This is a genomic window from Sulfitobacter aquimarinus (assembly GCF_040149565.1).
Lineage (GTDB): Bacteria > Pseudomonadota > Alphaproteobacteria > Rhodobacterales > Rhodobacteraceae > Sulfitobacter > Sulfitobacter aquimarinus.
Map to the genome: position 1 here is coordinate 151,421 of NZ_JBEFLO010000006.1, position 23,254 is coordinate 174,674.

Below are 23,254 nucleotides of genomic sequence, written 5' to 3' on the forward strand. Positions count from 1 at the left end.
ATGAGGTTGCAGTACCCTTCAATGCTGGAAGGTGTAGTAAAATGTTGTTTTGTTGTATTTTATGAGGGAAAGGTGCCGATACCAGGGGGCTCTTATCCCTTGAGTGAGGTCTGGGGAAAAGTCTGGGGGTCTAGCACCCAAAATGCCCCAGACGTTCCCGAATTTTCCTATTTTTTAAATACGCTTCGTGCGGAGGTTTCACACAGCGCTGTGGGTAACTCATTTATTTATATGAATATTTTGAAGAGTTTGGCTGGAGCGGGTAACGAGAATCGAACTCGTAACTAAAGCTTGGGAAGCTGCCGTGATACCTTTTCACCATACCCGCGCGCCTACGGGGTGACTAAGCCAGACAGATGGTGAGGTCAAGACGGCAGCGCGGGGCGAATGTGACAAATCCTGCACCGCGCCCGCAGCGGGGTCTTCCGCTTAGCGGCCAGCGCTACCCACGCGTGCGTCGCCGTCTTCCGCCGCTGCCACCATCGCCGCCGCCTGTGTTGAATGTCTGTGTCGGCAGGGTGACAATCGAATTCAGGATCGGGAAGGGCTCGACCGCGTTGGGCATGGCCGAAGCGTTCACGAAATGCTCTTGGAAGCGCGGCTCGATCGCGGTTTCGATCTTGTGGATGTTGCGCACGGTTTCCTCGATCTCGGAGCGTGCCTCACGGTTCAAGAGCGCGATGCGCGCCCCCGTGCCCGCAGCGTTGCCCGCCGAGGTGACTTTGTCCAGCGGGGCGTCAGGGATCATGCCCAGCACCATCGCGTGTTTGGACGAGATATGCGCGCCAAAGGCACCGGCCAGCACGACACGGTCCACCGCGTCGACCTCGAACTTGTCCATTAGCAAACGCGCACCGGAATAGAGTGCTGCCTTGGCCATCTGGATTTCGCGGATGTCGCGGTTGGTTACGGTGATCTTGGGGCCGCCGTCATCGGTGCCGTCATAGACCAGATAGCTGTTGGTGCGCCCGTCGGCAAAAACCGCCGCACTGCCTGTCTGTTCGGCGGTCCCGATCAGGCCCGGCGCGTCAACGATGCCGTGCATGCGCATCTCGGCCACCATCTCGATGATGCCAGAGCCGCAGATGCCTGTGACACCAGTCTGCGCAATCGCCGCATCAAAGCCTTCTTCGTCGGACCAGATGTCACTGCCGATCACGCGAAAGCGCGGCAATTTGGTGACGGGATCAATCTCGACCCGCTCAATCGCGCCGGGGGCGGCGCGCTGGCCGCTGCTGATTTGCGCGCCCTCGAACGCAGGGCCCGTGGGCGAGGAGCAGGCGAGGACCTTTTCGCGGTTGCCCAGCAGAATTTCCGCGTTGGTGCCCACATCCACAATCAGCACCAGATCGTCGGAGGTATCGGGATGCTCGGACAGGGCCACGGCGGCGGCATCCGCGCCCACATGGCCCGCGATGCAGGGCAGCATATAGACGCGCGCGCTCTCGTGAATGTTGAGGTCCAGATCGCGCCCCCGCAGGCGCATGGCGTTGGAGGTGGCAAGGGCAAAGGGTGCTTGGCCCAGCTCGAATGGATCAATGCCAAGGAAGAGGTGGTGCATGACCGGATTGCAGACAAAAACGGCATCCACGATCAGTTGCTTGTCGATCTGCGCCTCCGAGGCAAGCTGCGTGAACAGCGCGTTCATCCCTTCGCGCACCGCAAGCGTCATCTCCTCGGCCCCGCGTGCGTTCATCATGGAATAGCTGACGCGGCTCATCAGATCCTCGCCAAAGCGGATTTGCGGATTCATCACGCCAGAGGAGGTGACGACTTCGCCGGTTTGCAGGTCGCACAGATGCGCCGCGATGGTGGTTGAGCCAAGGTCGACGGCCACGCCGTAAATCGTGCCATCGTAAAAGCCCGGCCAGATGTGCATGATGCGCGGCTTGTTCTCGTCGTCGCCCAGATGCACGGCGACGGTGACTTTCCAATTGCCTTTGCGCAGGACCGTTTGCATCACATGCAGGATGTGCAGATCGGCGCGGACCTCGTCCAGCTCCCATTGCTCCAGCAGCGCCTTTTGCAACCGCTCCAGATCGCCGGAAGGGTCATGCATGTCGGGCTCTTCTACCACAACGTAGTAAAGCTTGGTCGAGGGGTTGAGCGTGATGTCACGCACCTCGGCGCGTTTGCGCACGACCTGTTTGTGGACTTGGGATTCCGCGGGCACGTCGATGATGACGTCTTTGAGGACGGTGGCCTGACAGCCCAAGCGGCGGCCTTGTTTCAACCCGCGTTTCTCGTCGTAGCGTGCCTCGACCTTGTTCCACTCCGACAGGGCGTCGGCCTCGACCGTGACGCCGTGTTTGGAGAACTCGCCGTAGCCTGGTGTGATCTGGCATTTCGAGCAGATGCCGCGCCCCCCACAGACGGAATCCAGATCGACCCCCAGTTGGCGTGCTGCCGTCAGGACAGGCGTGCCCACGGGGAATCGTCCGCGTTTGCCGGAGGGGGTGAAGATGACAAGGGGATCGTCGCTCATCTGGGTGCGCCTTTGGCTATGGATTACCTCAGCTTATGGGACAAAGCGCGGGGTGCGTGCAAGCCTGCGTCATCTCAACGCTCAATCGCGCCATCAACAGCTAAACCTGGCGCGGTCAAAGCTGAATTCGCGCGGCGCGGTGCAGCGGGCAAGGCGGTAGGGTAGTTTGCCGGTGGCCAGCCTGAAGGGATCGCCGCGCAGCTGCGCCACGACCGTTTTTCGCGTGAGCTCCATCGACTGGCAGGCGAATTTCCCGCCGCCTTGCTTGGTCACGGGGTTGTAGGTCTGCGCTCCGTACCGCCAGCACATTGCGTCGCGCCCGCCAATCGTGTCGCGCTTGTACGCGCCCTTCAGCGCCTGCTGATTGCCGGGATACCACAGATGCGATGCACCGCCCGCGGCCAGATACGTGACCTGAAACCCGTGCGCGCCAGAGAACGACAGATAGGTGCGGTTCGCTTGGGGGTAGTCTGGGATTTGCACGCTGCGGCTGCTCACTTCGGCAATCGCTGTTTGCACGTCCGTCTGCGCAGAGGGCGCACAGCCGGCCAGTACAGCACAAAGCGCCGCACCCGCCAGCCGTGCCCGCAGCATCAGCATTTGAGGTTCACGCGCCAACCGTTGAAATTGCCCGAGACTTTCTTGCGCAACGCGCCCAGATCGGCTTTGCGCACATCGCCGCCCACAAAGGCCAGAATGCCGGGCTCAAACGTCGCTCCGCAGCCAGTGGCAGAGGCTGCTGCCCGCTCGACCTCGAGGGCGGTATAGGGGGCGGCACTGCCTTGCAGTTCAACCAGCGCATAGCCTTTGTCGCGGCGCTCTGCCACGCGGAAGGCTTTGCCGTTCACGCTGGCGGTTTTTGCGTTTTTGACAGCTTGCGCTGTGGCGGCTTTGTTGGCTGCGGATTGGGCGCGCTGCTCTGGTGTTTGGGATGGGCCGCCACAGGCGGACAATGCAAGAGCGCAAACGAGAGAGGAGAGGATAAAACGCATGGAGCTGACCTTTTGAGACAATTTATGCGCGCACCTTGCCTGTAGCGCATGGGAATGAAAACCCGAAAATTTCAATATGGGTTTGGCCTGCGAAACACCTGTTGATCTTGCGGTGAGGGGCAAGGTGGGATGTGTGGACACGCCATAATCATGGGCAGTTGCGTCATTTCAGGGAGGTTTGGGGGGCAGCCCCCTTGGCGCAAGGCGCCAATTTCCCCCGAGGATATAGGGTCAGAAAAAATAGGCGGTCGTGTTAGAGCTGTTGGCGGGCGTGAAAGATTAAGCCGAGGAAGTTGAGCAGGATTTGTGCGGCAAGGATTTGGGTGGAGCCTGTGGGGTCATAGTCGGGGGCGACTTCGACGAGGTCCATGCCGACGACCTCGTGACGCTCGGCCACGGATTTGAGCAGTTCCAGCACTTCGTAGTAGAGAAAGCCGCCGTGCGATGGCGTGCCTGTGCCCGGTGCGATGGAGGGGCAGAAAGCGTCGATATCGAGGGTGACATAGACGCGTGCGCCATCGGGGATATGGGACATGACGCCTGCGGTGCCCATCTTGCGGGCTTGGCGCACGCTGATGATGTCGCTGCCCATGGCGCGGGCGTCGGCGTAGCCTTCTTTGGCGGTGGAGCTGACGTTGCGGATGCCCACTTGGGTAAGGCCAGTTACATAATCATGCTCGGCGGCGCGGCGCATGGGATTGCCGTGACCGTGGCGCACGCCGTGGCGGACATCGACGAAATCCAGATGCGCGTCGATTTGCAGGATGTGGATGTCGCCTTGGTCATCAAAGGCGCGGATGCAGGGGATGTTGATCGAATGATCGCCACCGATCACCACGGGCAGGGCGGCGGCGTCGAGGGCGGCACGCACGCCTGCTTCGATATTGGCGTGGCTGGCCTCGGTATCGGTGTGGATGATGTCGGCGTCGCCCATGTCGACAATGTTCACGTCACCGGGCAGGTAGGTTGTATCGTCTTCGTGGTCGTAGGCGCCAGCGTGGCCAAAGCTGAACAGGGTCGATGCCTCGCGCACGCCGCGCGGGCCAAAGCGTGCGCCGCTGCGGTACTGTGTGCCTGCGTCAAATGGCGCGCCAAGGATTGCCACATCGGCGTCGAGTTTCGCCCAGTCGCCCTCATAGGGGCGTTTGCCGAAGGTTGAAATACCAACGAAAGGCAGGTCCAGCCTGCCGCCCTCATATCCGTGTTTCGCCATGCTGCCTCCTTGTGTTCGCACGCAGCTTTGGACAAGGCTGCACCGATTGCAAGAGAACACCTTTCCAATCGGGTAAATCCATGAGATATGGCCGTGCCAACTGATGCCATACCCCTTGGAGGTTTTTATGGAGATTCGTGAGGCCCTGACATTTGATGATGTGTTGCTGGTTCCAGCCGCATCCTCGGTCCTGCCATCCACTGCAGATACCCGCACGCGCGTGACAAAGTCGATTGCGTTGAACATCCCGCTGCTCAGCTCGGCGATGGATACGGTGACGGAGGCGCGCATGGCGATTGCCATGGCGCAGGCGGGCGGGATGGGCGTGATCCACCGCAACCTGACCACAGAAGAGCAGGCCCGCGAGGTCCGTCGCGTGAAGCGGTTCGAGAGCGGGATCGTCTATAACCCGATCACTCTCACGGCCAATCAGACGCTGGCAGATGCCAAGGCGCTGCAAGAACGCTACCGTGTGACGGGGTTCCCCGTGGTTGATGACACGGGCCGCGTTGTGGGCATTGTAACCAACCGCGACATGCGCTTTGCCACGGCCGACGACACGCCTGTGCATCTGATGATGAGCACGGACAACCTTGCCATCCTGCAAGAGCCCGCCGACCGTGACGAGGCGATCAGCCTGATGAAAGCGCGCCGCATCGAAAAGCTGTTGGTGACGGACGGGCAGGGCAAACTGACGGGGCTTTTGACCCTCAAGGACACGGAACAAGCCGTGCTGAACCCCACCGCGTGCAAGGACGACCTCGGCCGTTTGCGCGTGGCGGCGGCGACCACCACGGGCGATGCAGGGTTTGAACGCTCGCAGGCGCTGGTTGAGGCTGGCGTGGATATGATCGTGATCGACACGGCGCACGGCCACTCCGAAGGGGTTGCCATCGCGGTCGAGCGGGCAAAGAAGCTAAGCAACGACGTGCAGGTCGTCGCAGGCAACGTGGCCACGGGCGATGCGACACGCGCGCTGATCGGCGCGGGCGCGGATGCGGTGAAGGTCGGTATCGGGCCAGGCTCGATCTGTACCACGCGGATGGTGGCGGGCGTGGGGGTGCCGCAGCTGACCGCGATTATGGATTGCGCGAAGGCCGCAGGCGACACGCCTGTTATTGCCGATGGCGGGATCAAGTTCTCGGGCGATTTTGCCAAGGCTATCGCGGCGGGGGCCTCCTGCGCGATGGTTGGCTCGATGATTGCGGGCACCGACGAGTCGCCCGGTGAAGTCATCCTCTACCAAGGCCGTAGCTTCAAAAGCTATCGTGGCATGGGATCGCTTGGCGCAATGGCCAGCGGCTCGGCCGACAGGTATTTCCAGAAAGACGCGGCCAGTGACAAGCTGGTGCCCGAAGGGATCGAGGGGCAGGTGGCTTATAAGGGCTCTGCCGCAACGGTTGTGCACCAGATGGTGGGCGGGCTGCGGGCGGCCATGGGCTATACCGGCTGCGCCACCGTGGACGAGATGCGCAAAAACTGTAGCTTCGTGAAGATCACAGGCGCGGGGCTGAAGGAAAGCCATGTGCATGACGTGCAGATCACGCGCGAATCCCCCAACTACCGGATCGGCTAGACCATGACCCCAGCGGCACGGGTGGCAGCGGCCATCGAAATACTTGATATGGTCGGCGACGGCACGCCCGCCGAGCAGGTTCTGACCCGTTGGGGCCGCGCCAACCGATTTGCCGGCTCCAAGGACCGTGCCGCGATCCGTGACTATGTCTTTGATGTGCTGCGCCAGAAGCGCAGTGCCGCGTGGCTGGGCGGGGCCGGGACAGGGCGCGGGCTGATGATCGGACTGTTGCGGGCGCAAGGTGTGGATCCTGCAACCCTGTTCACGGGCGAAGGCCACGCGCCGCAGCCTTTGATGGAGTATGAGGTGACTGCGCCCGAGGGTGCTGTTCCCGCAGATGATGCGATGAACCTGCCCGATTGGCTGGCTGAAAGCTTCCGCAACAGCCTTGGGGACAAGGCAGAAGAAACCGCGCATCTTCTGCAATCGCGTGCGCCTGTCACGTTGCGGGTAAATACCGCAAAAACAAATGTTTCTGATGTAGTTTTAATGTTGTCAGAGGTGGGCGTACAGACGGTGCCAAACCCGCTTAGCCCGACCGCGCTGACCGTGACCGAAGGGCCCCGCAAAATCCGCAACGCAGCCGCCTATCTGGAAGGCTATGTCGAGTTGCAGGACGCCAGCAGCCAGGCGATTGTGGACGGCTTGCCCGCTGCGTCTCGCGTGCTGGATTATTGCGCAGGCGGCGGTGGCAAGGCGCTGGCCCTTGCCGCACGCGGGGCCGACGCGATCTTCGCCCATGACGCCGAGCCTGCGCGGATGCGCGACCTGCCACTGCGTGCCGCCCGTGCAGAGGCGGAAATTACGCAGCTGACCACGAGCGAGCTGGCCCGCAGCGGCCCCTATGATCTGGTGCTGGTGGATGCGCCCTGTTCGGGCAGCGGCTCGTGGCGGCGCGCTCCCGAAGCGAAATGGCGTTTGACGCCTGAACAGCTTGCCCAAACCACTGCGCTGCAAGACCGAATTCTTGATGAGGCAGCAGAGCTTGTCGCGCAGGGCGGCACCTTGGCCTATGCCACATGTTCGATCCTGCAAGACGAGAACGCAGCCCGGATCGAGGCATTTCTCGCCCGCCATCCTGCCTGGACCTGCGATTGGCAAAAGACCTTTGATGTGAGCGATCTGGGTGACGGTTTTTTCGTTGCTCACTTGACGCTGCGGCAATAATCGCCACACTCAACCGTGGCGGGAGTTTGGTGCGTCTTTCGCATCTCGGTTAATGGTCGGTTAACCCTTCGGGCCAAGAGTAAACTCACGATTCGTACGGGCGAAATCGTCGTTTTCTGGGAAGGGTCATATGCAGCACCATCAGCACAATCGTCTGTCTTTCGGACAAAGGTTGGCCGAGCTTTCGCCGCAGCGCCTTGGTATTCTGGCGGGGTTAGCGGTTGTTTTGGGTGCAGGCGCTGTCTTCATGCTGGACGGGCTCGCGCGGCAGGCGGCAGGAACCGGTGCCGCGACATTGATATGCGTTGTGGTCGTTTTGGCCATTTTGCGTTGCGGTCTTTTCATGGCCCGCGACCAGCTGCACAACTCGGTCGCGCATTTCATTCTGAACGACAGCGCCCCCAGTTTCATCACAGGCAGTGACGGGCGCATTACATTCGCAAATGCGGCTGCCGACCGTGCTTTTGGCACGCGGGAGGAGGCAACCCTTGCCGCCATGTTGACAGAGCGGATGGGCAACCCTGGCCCGATCTTGTTTCGTCTGCAATCGCGTGCCGAGGCAACGGGCTCTGCGCGTGAAGAGATCGTAAGCAACAGTGGTCAGCTGCTGCTTGCCGTCCACGCAATCGGGCAGAACGGATTTGCGTGGCGGGTTGAACCTGTGAATGTGCAAGCGACAGGAAATCTGCCGTCGGACAGCCGTATTTTGCCCATGTTGATGGTCGGCCGCAGTGGCGCGATTTTGTCCATGAACCACGCCGCACGGCAATTTGTCGGGGCGCGGGGCAAGTCACTGGATACGATCTTTCCCGATCAGTTGGTGGCCCCCGGCACGGTGATGAACATTGCGACCACGTCGGGTAATAAACCTGCAATGATTGCCCAAACGGATGCGGGGGCGGGGCGCCGTGCGATCTATCTGCTGCCGCCGCCCGCTGATGGTGCAAATGGCGCACAACAAGACCCCGATTGGCAGGTTTTTCAGGACATGCCGATCCCCATGGTCAAAATCGCGCCGGACGGCACGGTGCAAGCCTATAACATTCGCGCCTCAAAGCTGATTGGCGTCGCCTTGCGCGAGGGCACCCATCTGTCCGGTTTGATGGAGGGGCTTGGCCGCTCGATCTCGGACTGGTTGGAGGACACGTTGGCGGGGCGGCTTGTGCAGAAGTCAGAGTTTCTGCGGCTGACCCGCGGGGACCGCGAAGCCTTTGTGCAGGTGACTTTGAACCGGATCGAAGAAGATGGCGTGCCTGCGCTGGTTGCTGTGTTGCATGACGCGACAGAGCTGAAATCGCTGGAAGCGCAGTTCGTGCAAAGCCAGAAAATGCAAGCAATCGGGCAACTCGCGGGGGGTGTTGCCCATGATTTCAACAATTTGTTGACCGCAATCTCGGGCCATTGCGATCTGTTGCTGTTGCGCCATGACCAAGGCGATAGCGACTATAGCGATCTGGTCCAGATCAACCAGAACGCCAACCGTGCGGCGGCTCTTGTCGGGCAACTGCTGGCCTTCTCGCGCAAACAGACGTTGCGGCCCGAGACGTTGGACATGCGCGACACGCTTGCGGACCTGACCCATCTGCTCAACCGTCTTGTGGGCGAGAAAGTGACCCTCACGCTAAGCCACGATCCCGTGTTGCACCCGATCCGTGCGGATAAACGCCAGCTGGAGCAGGTCCTGATGAACCTTGTGGTCAACGCCCGCGATGCCATGCCGTCGGGAGGCGAAATCCGCATTGTAACCGAAGGCGTGACCCTGACAGAACCGCTTACCCGCGATCAGGTGACTATGCCCGAGGGGAACTATATCACGATCAAGGTCAGCGATGATGGCAAGGGGATCCCGCAGGACAAACTGCAAAAGGTTTTTGAGCCGTTCTTTACAACAAAGCGAACGGGCGAGGGGACAGGCCTTGGGCTGTCCACGGCTTACGGCATTATCAAACAGACGGGCGGCTACATCTTTATCGATAGCACCGAAGGGGTCGGCACCTGTTTCACCCTCTATTTCCCCGCGCTGACCGCAGTGCCCGAAGAAGCCGCTCCCAAGGTTGCCGCTCCGGTGGAGATTGCGGGCACGACGCCCACGGGGGGCGTGATCCTTCTGGTAGAGGACGAAGCCCCCGTGCGCGCCTTTGCCAGCCGCGCCTTGCGGCTGCGCGGATACACGGTGCTGGAGGCCGAGAATGCGGAAGCCGCGCTTGAAACACTTGAGGATGAGACGTTGAAGATTGACGTGTTTGTCACCGATGTGGTCATGCCCGGAATGGACGGTCCCAGCTGGGTGCGCGAGGCGCTCAAGGATCGGCCGGGCGTGCGGGTTGTCTTTGTGTCAGGCTATACCGAGGACAGTCTGGGCGAGGCGCAAAAGAAGATCCCGAATTCGGTTTTCCTGCCCAAACCCTTCTCGCTCAGCGATCTGACGGACACGGTGAACAAGCAGCTGCATTAGCCTTTGGCGATACTGTCGTAGAGGGCGAAGTCCTCGGCGAATTTGCGGCGAAACCGCGTTTCCACATCTGCCGATAATTCGGCAGGCAGCTCTGGCGAGACATTCTCGCGCGCGAGATCGAGCTTTACCGCCAAACGATCCTCAAGGAAGCGCCGCAATCGGGGCTGGTCTTCATAGGCGAACAGGTGGGTGATTCCCGTCCCGTTCGGCTGGCGCTCGAGAAATTTGAGCTGATTGCCCACCTCGGCAAATCCGGGACGTTTGCCCTTCATATAGGCCAGAACGAAGTCATCAAAACTGATGCCGTGTGTGTTGTTGGGTTTATCTTTCATAAACGGACGCTGTCGGTAGCGATACCAACTGCTCAACCAGCTCACGGGCTCTCGCATTACGGCCATCAACTCCATCTCGGCATCGCAGACGTTAAAGAACATCGGACGGATGAATCGGTTGTAGCGATAAACAGGCGCATGTTTCAAAAGCGGCGGATCGGTGATGACCAAATCGGCGCGCGGCGCCAATGCCGTTTGATAGGCCGTCGTGCCGGTCTTCGGCATCGACAAAAACGCAAGACGTTCTTTAAAGAAAACAAGCATATAGGCCTCCTGTTACGGGTATCTTACCGACTGTCCCGATCATAAACAACTTCTTAACCTTTCAGGCGCAAAGATGGGATAAGAATAATTTGATTGAAATGTTCCACTTTTGTCCGCATAAGAACATTAATAGAACATGAAACATCGGGAACGGGGGCGATTGCCGCCACCGCCCGCCTGTGACAGTAAGGGACGAACCCAAATGGCAACGGCAGATCTTTTGACTATGGATAAGAAATCAGCAGACAAACAAAAAGCGCTTGATAGCGCACTGGCGCAGATCGAGCGGCAGTTTGGCAAAGGCTCGATTATGAAGCTGGGCTCGGAAGGGGCGATACAAGATATCAAAGCCTCTTCGACAGGGTCGCTTGGTCTGGACATCGCGCTGGGAATTGGCGGCTTGCCAATGGGCCGCATCATCGAGATTTACGGCCCTGAATCCTCGGGTAAAACCACGCTGACGCTGCACTGTGTGGCAGAGCAGCAAAAGGCCGGTGGCGTCTGTGCGTTTGTCGATGCCGAGCACGCGCTTGATCCGCAATACGCCCGCAAGCTGGGCGTTGACATTGACGAGCTGCTGATCTCGCAGCCGGACACGGGCGAGCAGGCGCTGGAAATCACGGACACGCTGGTGCGGTCGGGTGCTGTGAACATGGTGATCGTGGACTCGGTTGCCGCACTGACCCCGAAATCAGAGCTAGAGGGCGAGATGGGCGACAGCTCGGTCGGTGTTCAGGCGCGGTTGATGAGCAAAGCGATGCGCAAGCTGACCGGCTCCATTTCGAAATCCAACTGTATGGTCATCTTCATCAACCAGATCCGCATGAAGATCGGCGTTATGTTCGGCTCTCCCGAGACGACGACCGGCGGTAACGCGCTGAAATTCTATTCCTCTGTGCGTCTGGATATCCGCCGCATCGGGTCGCTCAAGGACCGTGACGAGGTTGTGGGCAACCAAACCAAGGTCAAGATCGTCAAGAACAAGGTCGCGGCCCCGTTCAAAGTGGTCGAGTTTGACATCATGTACGGCGAAGGCATCTCCAAGATGGGGGAGCTGTTGGACATGGGCGTGAAGGCGGGCATCGTCGATAAATCCGGTAGCTGGTTCTCTTACGGGGACGAGCGGATCGGGCAGGGGCGTGAGAATGCCAAGAACTACCTGCGCGAAAACGAAGCCATGGCGAGAGATATCGAAGATAAAATCCGTGCCGCCAACGGCCTTGATTTCGATGGCTCCGAGAACGAAGATATTCTCGACGACTAAGCCCGGATCGCGGAAAACAGAATGAAAAGGGTGCGCGCCGCAAGGCCCGCGCCCTTTTTTCAATGGCGGCTGTGGACAGGCCCCCATGCCAGCGTTATCTCACATGATACCAATCTGCGTGGCTAAAGGACGGACATCATGCAAACGCTCAACGAAATACGCTCGACCTTCCTGAATTATTATGGAGATCACGGTCACGCGATCGTTCCGTCCAGCCCGCTGGTACCGCGCAATGATCCGACGCTGATGTTCACAGCGGCGGGGATGGTCCAGTTCAAGAACCTGTTTACGGGCGTCGAAACGCGTGATTATTCCCGTGCGACCACCGCGCAGAAATGCGTGCGGGCAGGGGGCAAGCACAACGATCTGGATAACGTAGGCTACACCGCCCGCCACCACACGTTTTTCGAAATGTTGGGCAACTTCAGTTTTGGTGATTATTTCAAAGAAGAAGCCATTCCGCTGGCGTGGGATTTGCTGACCAAAGGCTTTGGCATTGATGCCTCAAAGCTGTTGGTCACGGTCTATCATACCGACGATGAAGCGGTTGAAATCTGGAAAAAACACGCAGGCCTCAGCGATGACCGGATCATCCGTATCGCCACGGATGATAACTTTTGGTCCGCTGGTCCCACTGGCCCGTGCGGCCCCTGCACCGAGATTTTTTATGACCACGGCGATCACATCTGGGGCGGCCCTCCCGGCTCGCCCGAGGAAGACGGCGACCGTTTTGTCGAGATCTGGAACCTTGTGTTCATGCAATACGAGCAGTTCGAGGACGGCACCCGCCGCGACCTGCCGAACAAATCTATCGACACGGGCATGGGGATCGAACGCGTCGCCGCCTTGCTGCAAGGCACCAACGACAATTACTCGACCGACCTCATGCGCAGCCTGATCGAGGCGTCGGCCAATGCAACCAGCAGCGACCCCGATGGCCCCGGCAAGACGCACCACCGCGTGATCGCGGACCACCTGCGCTCGACCTCGTTCTTGATGGCGGATGGCGTGATGCCCAGCAACGATGGCCGCGGGTACGTCCTGCGCCGGATCATGCGCCGCGCCATGCGTCATGCGCATTTGCTTGGCGCTGCCGACCCGTTGATGCACCGCCTTGTGCCGGCTTTGGTCGCCCAGATGGGCCAAGCCTATCCTGAACTGGGGCAGGCGCAGACAATGATCGAGCAAACACTGCTGCAAGAGGAAACACGCTTTCGCCAGACCCTTGATCGCGGCTTGAAACTGCTTGACGATGAGCTGAGCGGCCTGCCCGAAGGCGCAAACCTGTCGGGTGCGTCGGCGTTCAAACTTTACGACACATACGGCTTCCCGCTCGACCTGACGCAGGACGCGCTTCGCGAAAAAGGCCGTGCGGTAGACACCGACGGCTTTGATGATGCGATGGCCGCGCAAAAAGCCAAGGCCCGCGCGGCGTGGTCCGGCTCGGGCGAGGCTGCGGATGCGACCGTCTGGTTCGACGTGGCGGACAAGGCGGGCGTGACAGATTTCCTCGGCTACGAGACGGAGACAGCCGAGGGCAAGATCGCCGCATTGGTACAGGACGGGAAAACCACTGATACCGCAGAGGCTGGTCAAACTGTGCAAATCGCGCTGAACCAAACGCCATTCTATGCAGAAAGCGGCGGGCAGTTGGGCGACACTGGCGTGATCACCACGACCACAGGCACCGCTCGGGTCACAGACACCCGCAAGGCCGCTGGCGTATTCATCCACTTCGCCGAAGTGGAAAAAGGCAGCATTTACAATGGCCAAGACGCGGTTCTTGAGGTTGATGCCACGCGCCGCTCTGCCATTCGGGCCAACCACTCGGCCACGCACTTGTTGCACGAGGCACTGCGCCACGCGCTTGGCGATCACGTCGCGCAGCGCGGCTCGCTCAACGCGGCAGACCGCCTGCGCTTTGATTTCAGCCACAACGAGGCGATCAGCGCGCAGGACATGGCCCGCGTCGAAGCGGAGGTGAACGCCTACGTCCGCCAGAACAGCACAGTCGAGACACGTATCATGACCCCCGATGACGCTCGCGCTTTGGGCGCACAGGCACTGTTCGGCGAGAAATACGGCGACGAGGTGCGCGTCGTCTCGATGGGCACCCAAGACGGGTCGGGCAAAGGCACAGATGGCACCACCTATTCGTTAGAGCTTTGCGGCGGCACCCATGTGGCCCGCACGGGCGACATCGGCGCGTTTGTCATGCTCGGCGACAGCGCCAGCAGCGCGGGCGTGCGCCGGATCGAGGCACTCACCGGTGAGGCGGCCCTGTCCCACCTGCGGGCCCAAGATGCCTTGCTGACGAAAACCGCGACCGAGCTCAAAAGCCCCGCCACGTCGGTCCCCGAGCGCGTGCGTGCCCTGCTGGACGAACGGCGCAGCCTCGCCAACGAAGTCGCACAGTTGCGCCGCGAGTTGGCCATGTCAGGCGGTAGCAACGCCCCCGAAGCACAAGAGATCAACGGCATCGCCTTCCACGCCCAAGTCCTGACAGGGATCACCGGCAAAGACCTGCCCGCGTTGATCGACGAACATAAGACCCGCCTCAAATCAGGCGCGGTCCTGCTTATCGCCGATACTGGTGGCAAAGCGGCAGTCGCCGCAGGCGTTACCGATGATCTCATCGCCAATCTGTCGGCGGTCGACATCCTGCGCGCCGCCGTGGCCGAGCTTGGCGGCAAAGGCGGCGGTGGCCGCCCCGACATGGCCCAAGGCGGCAGTCCCTCTGCAGACAACGCCGAAGCCGCAATCGCTGCTGCAACAACTGTCCTGAAAGGATAACCCATGCCCGCACTCTGGATCGCCCATGTCACGGTAACCGACGAAGAAGCCTATAAAAAATACGCAGCAGGGGCGACAACCGCCATCGCGGAACACGGCGGCACCTTCATCGCCCGCGGCGGCCGTTTTGTGCAACTTGAGGGCAAAGAGCGCCCTCGCAATGTCGTTGCCCGCTTCCCCGATGTCGAGACAGCAGAGGCCTGCTACCGCTCCGAGGCCTACCAAGCCGCCCTCGCATTCGCCAAAGACGCGTCCGAGCGTGAACTGATGATTGTGGAAACCACCGAATAGCCAATTTTTTCTGGCTCTAAATCCTCAGGGAGATTTGGCGCTAGCGCCAAGGGGGGCAAAGCCCTAAACACCCCCTCCAACCAAAAAAGGCGCCCCGATCCGGAGCGCCTTTTTCATTTATGCCGATATAAGATCACGCAGATTTGGCCATCCGCTTACGCTCATGCGGGTCCAGATAGCGCTTGCGCAGACGGATCGCATTTGGCGTCACTTCCACCAATTCGTCGTCGTCGATATAGGCAATCGCTTCTTCAAGGCTCAGCGTGATCGGCGTGGTCAGGCGGACCGCTTCATCCGTGCCCGAGGCCCGCACGTTGGTCAGCTTCTTACCCTTCAACGGGTTCACTTCCAGATCGTTCTCGCGGCTGTGCTCACCGATGATCATGCCGGTGTAGACATCTGCCTGCGCGCCAATCATCATCTTGCCACGCTCTTCGAGGTTCCATAGGGCGAAGGCCACCGATGTGCCATTCTCCATCGAGATCAGCACACCTGCGCGACGGCCCGGGATCTTGCCTTTATGCGGTGCCCATTCGTGGAACACACGGTTGATAACGCCTGTGCCGCGTGTGTCGGTCAGGAATTCACCGTGATAACCGATCAGACCGCGCGACGGCACATGGGCCACGATGCGGGTCTTGCCAGCACCTGCCGGCTTCATCTCGACCAGCTCACCCTTGCGCACGCCGGTCAGCTTTTCGATCACAGCGCCCGAGTATTCATCGTCCACGTCAATGGTGGCTTCTTCGATGGGCTCACAACGCACACCGTCGATTTCCTGAAACAGAACCTGCGGGCGCGAGATCGACAGCTCGAAACCCTCACGGCGCATGTTTTCGATCAAAACACCCATCTGCAATTCGCCGCGGCCTGCAACCTCGAACGCATCGCCGCCGGGCGTGTCCGAGATTTTGATCGCCACGTTGGATTCGGCTTCTTTGTGCAGACGCTCACGGATGACGCGGCTTTGTACTTTTTTACCGTCACGGCCCGCCAGCGGGCTGTCGTTAATACCAAAGGTCACGGTGATCGTGGGCGGGTCAATTGGCTGGGCAGGGATCGCATCCGTCACGGATGGATCTGCCAGCGTGTCGGCCACGGTCGCTTTGGTCATGCCCGCGATCGAGACGATGTCGCCCGCTTCGGCCATATCAATCGCCGTTTGCTCCAACCCGCGGAAGGCGAGAATTTTGGTGCAGCGGAAGTTTTCGATCAATGTGCCGTCACGCGACATGGCTTTGATCGTCTGGCCCGCTTTCAGTGTGCCGGATTCAACACGGCCTGTGAGAAGACGGCCAAGGAAGGGGTCACCGCCCAATGTCGTGGCCAGCATGGAAAACGGCTGGTCCTTGTTTTCGATCTGCGCAGGCGCAGGCACGTGGTCAAGGATCAGGTCAAACAGCGCGTCCAGACCGTCACGTTTGCCGTCCAGCGTATGATCGGCCCAGCCAGAGCGGCCGGAGGCATACATGGTTGGGAAATCAAGCTGTTCGTCCGTGGCGTCGAGGTTCGCAAACAGATCGAAACATTCGTCGAGCGCGCGGTCAGGCTCCCCATCCGGTTTGTCGACCTTGTTCACAACAACGATGGGACGCAGACCAAGGCCAAGCGCCTTGGAGGTCACAAATTTGGTTTGGGGCATCGGGCCTTCGGCCGCGTCTACCAGCAGCACAACACCGTCGACCATCGACAGGATACGCTCTACCTCGCCGCCGAAATCGGCGTGGCCCGGCGTGTCCACGATGTTGATGCGGGTGCCTTTCCACTCAACGGAGGTCGGCTTGGCAAAGATCGTGATGCCCCGCTCGCGCTCCAGATCGTTGCTGTCCATGGCGCGCTCAGTGGTGGCCTGGTTTTCGCGGTATGTACCGGATTGTTTCAAAAGTTCGTCCACCAGCGTCGTCTTGCCGTGGTCAACGTGGGCGATGATTGCGATATTGCGCAGTTCCATGTGGGATTACCTTGTCTCAGGGAGTTGATCGCGCTCTACCGTGCATCTGCAGCAAAGGCCAGCGAAAAACCCCACAGCGGTAAACACAGGCGGTAATGTTGCCCTTAATGCGGCGAAGCGGACGAAAATAGATGGATTACCGCAATCCCGCAAACAATCAGCGAAAGCCCTGCAATGGCGGGCAAATCGAGCCGCTGGCCAAAGACGAGAAAGCCAATGACCGAGATGCTGATAATGCCAAGCCCGCTCCACAGCGCGTAGACAATGCCCACAGGGATCGTGCGCAAGGTGATCGACAGCATGTAAAACGAGACCCCGTAGGCCAGCACCACAACAATCGACGGGCCCAGACGGGTGAACTGCTCGCTTGCCTTGAGGGCAGAGGTGCCGATGGTTTCAAACACGACCGCAAAGGCGAGGATCAGATAGACGGGCATGGGGCAGGGCCTTTCATAGTGGGGGTCAAAGGGGCAGGCGCTGGGTGTCTTTGATTTCTTCCATAACAAAGCTGGCAGAGACGTCGGACAGCGGCACCCGCGCGATCAGCCGTTGATAGAGTGCGTCATACCCCGCCATATCCGCAACCCGTGCGCGGATCAAATAGTCCAAATCACCGCTCATCCTGTAGACGCCCTGAATTTCCGGCAATGCCTTGGTCGCGGCCGAGAATTTCGCCAGCCAGTCGGCCGTATGGCTGCTGGTTCGCAGTTGCATAAACACAGTCAGCCCAAAGCCGAGCTGTGCGGCATCCAGCGTGGCGACACGGCCCGTAATAATGCCCGCATCCTCCAACGCCTTGATCCGGCGCCAGCAGGCATTGCGCGACAGCCCCACCTGCGCCCCAAGCGCGTCCAGCGACAGGCTCGCGTCGCGTTGCAAGTGGTCGAGGATTTTGTGATCTAGTGTGTCAATTTCTACCATATCTCTAATTTCGCGGGAAATTGTCCCGACATCAACCTGAATTTACCGATATTTGGGACGTCTGCTCGGGGCGGGGCTGGCATAGTCGTGGAAATCCCCCTTACCGGAGCCACCATGATCAACCGCATCTTTTTCGCCCATCCCGCCACCGTAGACGAGACATTTTTCCAGCATATGCGTTTTGCGGGGGCGTTTTCGGCCAAGCTGTTTTTGGCGGGCGGCGCGGCACTGGTGCACGCTGTTATCCCGTGCCTGTTTGAAAAGACAGCGAGCACGATCATCAACGATCTGCATGCACGGATGCACAACCGCAGCCACTGACGCCGCAGAAAAAAGGCCGCTCGGGTGTCCGAGCGGCCTTTGCCTTATCCTTTGAGCGCCTTGTTCAGGTTCTCGTCCACTTTTTCAAGGAAGCCCATCGTGGTGAGCCACCCCTGATCGGGCCCGACCAACAGCGCGAGGTCTTTGGTCATGTGACCCGCCTCGACTGTGCCCACAACAACCTTCTCCAGCGTTTCGGCGAATTCGGTCAGCTTTGCGTTCTCGTCCAGCTTGCCGCGGTGTTTCAGCGCGCCTGTCCACGCATAGATCGACGCGATGGAGTTGGTCGAGGTTTCCTCGCCCGCCTGATGCTGGCGGTAGTGGCGCGTGACGGTGCCATGCGCGGCCTCGGCCTCAACGGTTTTGCCATCGGGCGTCATCAGAACGGATGTCATCAGGCCAAGCGAGCCAAAGCCCTGCGCCACAGTGTCGGACTGCACATCGCCGTCGTAGTTCTTGCAGGCCCAGACATAACCGCCGTTCCACTTCATCGCGCAGGCGACCATATCGTCGATCAAGCGGTGCTGATAGGTGATGCCTGCCTTCTCGAATTGCTCTTTGAATTCGGTGTCATAGATTTCCTGGAAGATTTCGAGGAAGCGCCCGTCATATTGTTTGAGGATCGTGTTCTTTGTGCTCAGATACACAGGCCAGCCCATGTTGAGCCCGTAGTTGAGCGAGGCGCGGGCGAAGTCGATGATCGACTTATCAAGGTTATACATCGCCATCACCACGCCGGAATCAGGCGCGTCAAAGACCTCATGCTCGATCTCGGTGCCGTCTTCGCCGACGAATTTAATGGTCAGTTTGCCCGCACCCGGGAATTTGAAATCGGTGGCGCGGTATTGGTCGCCAAATGCGTGACGGCCCACGACGATCGGCTGGGTCCAGCCCGGCACAAGCCGCGGCACGTTTTTGCAAATAATGGGCTGGCGGAAAATCACACCGCCCAGAATGTTGCGGATCGTCCCGTTGGGGCTGCGCCACATTTTCTTCAGGCCGAATTCCTCAACCCGCGCTTCATCGGGTGTGATGGTGGCACATTTCACGCCCACGCCGTATTTCTTGATCGCTTCGGCGGAATCAATAGTGATCTGGTCGTCTGTCTCGTCGCGTGCCTGAATGCCAAGGTCATAGTATTTCAGGTCTACGTCCAGATAGGGCAGGATCAGCTTTTTCTTGATGAAGTCCCACATGATGCGGGTCATCTCGTCACCGTCGAGTTCGACAATGGGGTTTTCTACCTTGATCTTGGTCATGGGGCGTCCTTTTGGCTACGCGTTGTTGCGCGTGGTGTAGCCTGTTTGTGCCTACAGGAAAAGAAGTATGCCTGCGCAGTTTTATGCTTTGGGAATGGTCGCGAAGAAGGCGGCGATTTTCGCGCGGGCAAATTCCCACAGGGCGGGCGCGCCGATGGCGATTTTTGAGCCTACTTTTTGGGCCACCATTTCCTCGCTCACGTTATAGTCGGTCCAGCTGCCGCCGCCCGACATCAGGTTTTGCATCGGCGGCTGAAAGCGATCCAGCGATTTTGCGAACCGGGCAGAGGGCGATTGCGCGGCTTCGAACTCCTCCCAGATTGCGCGAAGGTCGTCGCGTAAATCATTGGGAAGAAGTCCGAATATGCGGTCTGCGGCGATCTGTTCGGCGGCTTCCATCGCCTTTGCGTCGTAGTCGCCAAAGATCGGGTTATCGCCGGCGTCGATCTCGACCAGATCATGCAGGATCAGCATTTTGATCACGCGGGTGATGTCCACCTCTGGTCCCGCCTGATCGGCCAGCACCAGCGCATAAAGTGTCAGATGCCAGCTATGCTCGGCCGAGTTCTCGGCGCGGCTGCCGTCACACAATGTTGTGCCGCGCATGATTTGCTTGAGCTTGTCAGCCTCGTTTAGAAAAGCGATCTGTTGCTCAAGTCTCTGGGTCATGCGGCGCTCCGTAAATAGTCGTCGATCTTGGGGATTTCATTCATGAAACGACGGGTCAGGGCCGAAGGCCGCCTGCTTGATTTGTTCTTGAAGGCGGTCATCAGCGGCGCGATCACGGCCCAGAGGATAAACAGGAACTGCGATGCCAGCGCGAAAATGAACCACCCGCCGGGCATGGTGTCATGTGTCGCTGTCAGCGGCAGGTCGATCACCCGCGTCACCTGCATATTGAGGTCTGAGGCATCATCATTGGCATAAGCCGCCGCATCCGCATTACTGGCAGGGGCAGGTATGCTGTGGGTGGTGCAATCGGCAGCCAATGCCGGGGCATCAAGGTCGGTGACCCAGATGTTCACGCGCACCACGCAAGCGCGCGCCACACGGTAGAAAAACGTGCGATCCTGCCCCAGAAGGTGTTCATTTTCCATCACATCGCCAATTTCGTAGAACCCGCGGGCATGAAGCGCGGGGGCGATGTGATCGGCCATCATCCGCGACAATTCTATCCTTGAGGGCTGGCCCATGCGGTCTGTATCCTAGCCGCCTTGTTCTGCGCGGTGCTTTTTCAAACGTGCCGCCAGAAACTGGCGCCCCTTTTGTTCGGCCATGCGCGTGCGGATCGCAGTGAGGAAGGCTTCCTCCAGCGTTTGGCTAGACGCGCCCAGCACGTTACCCACTTCCATGAACAAGCGGTCCTCGCCGGTCTGTTTTTGAACGGCGAGGCATTCTTCGGCCAGTTGGTTGGCCATTTTGATGACCGAGTCGTCCGCCATTAGCGGGTGTTCTCGGTCAGGCGGCGGCGGACATAATCGGTGGTGCTGTCGATCAGCGTGTCCATATGCGGCTCTTCAAAGAAGTGGCCCGCGCCCTCAACCTCTTGGTGGGTGATCGTGATGCCTTTCTGCTCGTGCAGCTTGTTCACAAGGTTCACCGTATCAGGCGGCGGGGCCACGCGGTCGCCGGTGCCATTGATGATCAAACCCGATGCAGGGCAGGGTGCAAGGAAGCTGAAGTCATACATATTCGCAGGCGGTGCGACCGAGATGAAGCCCGTAATCTCGGGGCGGCGCATCAGCAGTTGCATCCCGATCCATGCCCCGAACGAGAACCCCGCAACCCAGCAGTGTTTGGAGTTGTTGTTCATTGATTGCAGGTAATCGAGGGCCGAGGCCGCATCCGACAGCTCACCAATGCCCTGATCGTATTCGCCCTGGCTGCGGCCCACGCCACGGAAGTTGAACCGCAGTACGGTAAAGCCCATTTTATAAAAGGCATAGTGCAGGTTATAGACAACCTTGTGGTTCATCGTGCCGCCGAACTGCGGGTGCGGGTGCAGTACGATCGCAATCGGTGCGTCACGTTCTTTTTGCGGGTGATAGCGGCCCTCTAGGCGACCTTCGGGTCCGGGAAAAATGACCTCGGGCATGCATGTACTTTCTGCTGTGTTACATGAGGTGGGCGACATTCTTGACGAAGTCGCAAGACCACCTTAGAACAATTCTAATATATCGACCCGCACGGGGCGGATGCTCATCTTTGGGATGTAGGCATTTAGGCCGCTAAGGTCAAACAAAAGGCACATGCGCCTTTGGAGGGAATGCGATGAAGCTGTCAACAAAAGGGCGTTACGCGATGGTCGCGCTCGCCGATATTGCCTTGCAACCCGAGGGCACGCTGATCTCGCTTGGCGATATTGCCGAGCGCCAGCAAGTGTCGCTGCCGTATCTCGAGCAGTTGTTTGTAAAGCTGCGGCGGGCTGAACTGGTGGCATCCGTGCGTGGACCTGGTGGCGGCTACCGTCTGGCGCGGCCGGCATCGGAAATCCGTGTGGTCGATATTCTGAGCGCGGTGGACGAGAAGGTTGATGCGATGCACAAAGGGGCAGGTGCCTCGGGCGGGGCATCGGGCAGCCGTGCGCAATCGCTGACGAACCGCTTGTGGCAGGGGCTGTCGGCGCATGTCTATGTGTTTTTGCACCAGACGCGGCTGTCGGATGTTGTGGGCAACCAGATGACGCCTTGTCCTGCGGTTCCGGAAATCTTTGCCGTTGTGGATGAGTGATCTGATGCTCCTAAGTATTTTTGGCCAGAAAAATTAGAGGATTGCGCGTGCGGCGGGTGTATCTGGATCATAATGCGACCACGCCATTGCGGGCGCAGGCGCGTGACGCGATGGTGGCCGCGATGGATGTCGTGGGCAATCCGTCGTCGGTACATGCCGAAGGACGCGCCGCCAAGATGCTGGTAGAGCGGGCGCGGGTGCAGGTGGCCGATCTGGTGGGGTGCAAGCCGCAGCAGGTTGTCTTTACCTCCAGCGCGACCGAGGCGGCGGCGCTGGCCGTGGCGCAGAAGGGGCGGCATGGCGGTGTGTTTGCAGCCTTGCCGACCGAGCATGACTGTCTGGGCGTGTGGTCAGAGCGGGACATGGCATCGGTCTTTGCAAAAGACGGCGCACTGTCACCGCAGGGCGGTGCCGAGATGTTGAACCTTGTCTCAAGCCTCGCAGAGCCGCAATGGCACGCGGATCGTGGGCCAGTGGCGCTTTTGGCGATGTCAGCGGCAAACAGCGAAACGGGTGTGTTGGGCCAGAAAGGCCGTGTGATCGGAAGTGGGCATGTAAATGCGTCCCGTGCGGGGACTGTGCCTTACTCTACTATTTGTGACATCACCCAGTTGGCAGGGAAGATGCCTGTAATCTACGATGACGTGACCCCGTCCTATGCCATTTTATCCGCGCATAAGATCGGCGGGCCGAAAGGGGTCGGCGCGTTGATCAATTTCACCGCTGATGACCCCGCACCGATGTTGCGCGGTGGGGGCCAGGAGATGAACCGCCGCTCCGGCACGGAAAACATCATCGGGATCGCCGGATTTGGCGCGGCGGCGCAGGCTGCTGGAATGGACGTTACGGCAGGACTATGGGACGAAGTGGCGCAACTTAGAAGTATTCTAGAAAACGCTATTGCGTCCGCCTCTAAACATACTATTTTTGTCGGGAAAGATGTCGATCGCCTGCCGAACACATCCTGCATCCTGACCCCCGGCTGGAAGGGCGAGACGCAGGTGATGCAGATGGATCTGGCTGGATTTGCTGTCTCGGCCGGGTCTGCGTGCTCTAGCGGGAAGGTGAAGGCCAGTAAGGTCTTGCTGGCGATGGGATATGATGAAACTGAGGCCGGATCGGCGATACGCGTGTCGCTGGGCCTTGAAACAACACAAGACGAGGTGATGGCCTTTGCGGATGCATGGACCAAAGCCTTTGCGAAACACCAAAGCCGCAAGGCTTGAACCCGAGGGGAATT

22 protein-coding genes and 1 tRNA gene are annotated in these 23,254 nt (G+C 59.6%); 9 read left to right on the forward strand and 14 right to left on the reverse strand.

Going from position 1 to position 23,254, the window contains the following annotated elements:
- Window positions 1–254: 254 nt before the first annotated feature.
- From ABMC88_RS12770 to speB, 5 genes are all read right to left on the reverse strand, one after another.
- Window positions 255–328, reverse strand: a tRNA-Gly gene (locus tag ABMC88_RS12770).
- 114 nt (window positions 329–442) lie between these two features.
- Window positions 443–2,485, reverse strand: coding sequence for an ASKHA domain-containing protein (locus ABMC88_RS12775; RefSeq protein WP_349577281.1), 2,043 nt, complete (start codon window positions 2,483–2,485; stop codon window positions 443–445).
- Between the two features lie 93 nt (window positions 2,486–2,578).
- Window positions 2,579–3,085, reverse strand: coding sequence for a hypothetical protein (locus ABMC88_RS12780; protein ID WP_349577282.1), 507 nt, complete (start codon window positions 3,083–3,085; stop codon window positions 2,579–2,581).
- Window positions 3,079–3,477 carry a hypothetical protein gene (locus ABMC88_RS12785; protein WP_349577283.1) on the reverse strand — a complete coding sequence of 133 codons (399 nt, stop codon included), beginning with the start codon at window positions 3,475–3,477 and terminating at the stop codon, window positions 3,079–3,081. The genes ABMC88_RS12780 and ABMC88_RS12785 overlap by 7 nt, the downstream gene beginning before the upstream one ends.
- Before the next feature lie 253 nt (window positions 3,478–3,730).
- Window positions 3,731–4,690 (reverse strand): agmatinase, encoded by a 960-nt coding sequence (speB, locus tag ABMC88_RS12790; protein WP_349577284.1) that lies wholly within the window; start codon window positions 4,688–4,690, stop codon window positions 3,731–3,733.
- Window positions 4,691–4,817: 127 nt separating this feature from the next.
- Here speB and guaB point away from each other — a divergent pair, with 127 nt between their 5' ends.
- The 3 genes from guaB (at window position 4,818) to ABMC88_RS12805 (ending at window position 9,888) form a co-directional block, all read left to right on the forward strand.
- A complete protein-coding gene (gene guaB / locus ABMC88_RS12795; protein ID WP_349577285.1) occupies window positions 4,818–6,266 on the forward strand; it encodes an IMP dehydrogenase in 1,449 nt (482 codons plus the stop codon).
- Between the two features lie 3 nt (window positions 6,267–6,269).
- Window positions 6,270–7,433: an RsmB/NOP family class I SAM-dependent RNA methyltransferase gene (locus ABMC88_RS12800; protein WP_349577286.1), complete on the forward strand. Its 1,164-nt coding sequence runs from the start codon at window positions 6,270–6,272 to the stop codon at window positions 7,431–7,433.
- A 130-nt stretch (window positions 7,434–7,563) separates the two neighbouring features.
- A complete protein-coding gene (locus ABMC88_RS12805) occupies window positions 7,564–9,888 on the forward strand; it encodes an ATP-binding protein (RefSeq protein ID WP_349577287.1) in 2,325 nt (774 codons plus the stop codon).
- Here the strand turns inward: ABMC88_RS12805 and ABMC88_RS12810 are convergent.
- The gene (locus ABMC88_RS12810) at window positions 9,885–10,484 is read right to left on the reverse strand and encodes a gamma-glutamyl kinase (protein ID WP_349577288.1); all 600 of its coding nucleotides are present in this window, start codon (window positions 10,482–10,484) and stop codon (window positions 9,885–9,887) included. The genes ABMC88_RS12805 and ABMC88_RS12810 overlap by 4 nt on opposite strands.
- Before the next feature lie 202 nt (window positions 10,485–10,686).
- Here ABMC88_RS12810 and recA point away from each other — a divergent pair, with 202 nt between their 5' ends.
- The 3 genes from recA to ABMC88_RS12825 all read left to right on the forward strand — a co-directional run bounded on the left by recA (window position 10,687) and on the right by ABMC88_RS12825 (window position 14,832).
- Window positions 10,687–11,748, forward strand: coding sequence for a recombinase RecA (gene recA / locus ABMC88_RS12815; RefSeq protein ID WP_349577289.1), 1,062 nt, complete (start codon window positions 10,687–10,689; stop codon window positions 11,746–11,748).
- Between the two features lie 138 nt (window positions 11,749–11,886).
- A complete protein-coding gene (gene alaS, locus ABMC88_RS12820) occupies window positions 11,887–14,541 on the forward strand; it encodes an alanine--tRNA ligase (protein ID WP_349577290.1) in 2,655 nt (884 codons plus the stop codon).
- A 3-nt stretch (window positions 14,542–14,544) separates the two neighbouring features.
- Window positions 14,545–14,832, forward strand: a complete 288-nt coding sequence (locus ABMC88_RS12825) for a DUF1330 domain-containing protein (protein WP_349577291.1) — start codon at window positions 14,545–14,547, stop codon at window positions 14,830–14,832.
- 133 nt (window positions 14,833–14,965) lie between these two features.
- Here the strand turns inward: ABMC88_RS12825 and typA are convergent, their stop codons facing one another.
- The 3 genes from typA to ABMC88_RS12840 all read right to left on the reverse strand — a co-directional run bounded on the left by typA (window position 14,966) and on the right by ABMC88_RS12840 (window position 17,704).
- Entirely contained in the window at window positions 14,966–16,783 is a 1,818-nt protein-coding gene (gene typA / locus ABMC88_RS12830) for a translational GTPase TypA (protein WP_349577292.1), read from the reverse strand.
- Window positions 16,784–16,887: 104 nt separating this feature from the next.
- Window positions 16,888–17,220, reverse strand: a complete 333-nt coding sequence (locus ABMC88_RS12835; protein ID WP_349577293.1) for a DMT family transporter — start codon at window positions 17,218–17,220, stop codon at window positions 16,888–16,890.
- A 25-nt stretch (window positions 17,221–17,245) separates the two neighbouring features.
- Window positions 17,246–17,704: an Lrp/AsnC family transcriptional regulator gene (locus tag ABMC88_RS12840; protein ID WP_349577294.1), complete on the reverse strand. Its 459-nt coding sequence runs from the start codon at window positions 17,702–17,704 to the stop codon at window positions 17,246–17,248.
- A gap of 114 nt (window positions 17,705–17,818) precedes the next feature.
- On the opposite strand from ABMC88_RS12840, the gene ABMC88_RS12845 reads away from it, so the two are divergent.
- A complete protein-coding gene (locus ABMC88_RS12845; protein WP_349577295.1) occupies window positions 17,819–18,025 on the forward strand; it encodes a DUF6356 family protein in 207 nt (68 codons plus the stop codon).
- A gap of 44 nt (window positions 18,026–18,069) precedes the next feature.
- Here the strand turns inward: ABMC88_RS12845 and ABMC88_RS12850 are convergent, their stop codons facing one another.
- The 5 genes from ABMC88_RS12850 to ABMC88_RS12870 form a co-directional block, all read right to left on the reverse strand.
- Window positions 18,070–19,284 carry an NADP-dependent isocitrate dehydrogenase gene (locus tag ABMC88_RS12850; RefSeq protein ID WP_349577296.1) on the reverse strand — a complete coding sequence of 405 codons (1,215 nt, stop codon included), beginning with the start codon at window positions 19,282–19,284 and terminating at the stop codon, window positions 18,070–18,072.
- An 81-nt stretch (window positions 19,285–19,365) separates the two neighbouring features.
- Entirely contained in the window at window positions 19,366–19,953 is a 588-nt protein-coding gene (locus ABMC88_RS12855; protein ID WP_349577297.1) for an HD domain-containing protein, read from the reverse strand.
- Window positions 19,950–20,477, reverse strand: coding sequence for a hypothetical protein (locus tag ABMC88_RS12860; protein WP_349577298.1), 528 nt, complete (start codon window positions 20,475–20,477; stop codon window positions 19,950–19,952). Before ABMC88_RS12860 ends, ABMC88_RS12855 begins: the two co-directional genes overlap by 4 nt.
- A gap of 12 nt (window positions 20,478–20,489) precedes the next feature.
- Window positions 20,490–20,726 (reverse strand): hypothetical protein, encoded by a 237-nt coding sequence (locus tag ABMC88_RS12865; RefSeq protein WP_349577299.1) that lies wholly within the window; start codon window positions 20,724–20,726, stop codon window positions 20,490–20,492.
- Entirely contained in the window at window positions 20,726–21,379 is a 654-nt protein-coding gene (locus tag ABMC88_RS12870) for an alpha/beta hydrolase (protein WP_349577300.1), read from the reverse strand. The genes ABMC88_RS12865 and ABMC88_RS12870 overlap by 1 nt, the downstream gene beginning before the upstream one ends.
- Window positions 21,380–21,555: 176 nt before the next feature.
- On the opposite strand from ABMC88_RS12870, the gene iscR reads away from it, so the two are divergent.
- Together iscR and ABMC88_RS12880 are read left to right on the forward strand one after the other, a co-directional pair.
- The gene (gene iscR, locus ABMC88_RS12875; protein ID WP_349577301.1) at window positions 21,556–22,014 is read left to right on the forward strand and encodes a Fe-S cluster assembly transcriptional regulator IscR; all 459 of its coding nucleotides are present in this window, start codon (window positions 21,556–21,558) and stop codon (window positions 22,012–22,014) included.
- Between the two features lie 47 nt (window positions 22,015–22,061).
- A complete protein-coding gene (locus tag ABMC88_RS12880) occupies window positions 22,062–23,240 on the forward strand; it encodes a cysteine desulfurase family protein (protein WP_349577302.1) in 1,179 nt (392 codons plus the stop codon).
- Window positions 23,241–23,254: the final 14 nt, after the last annotated feature.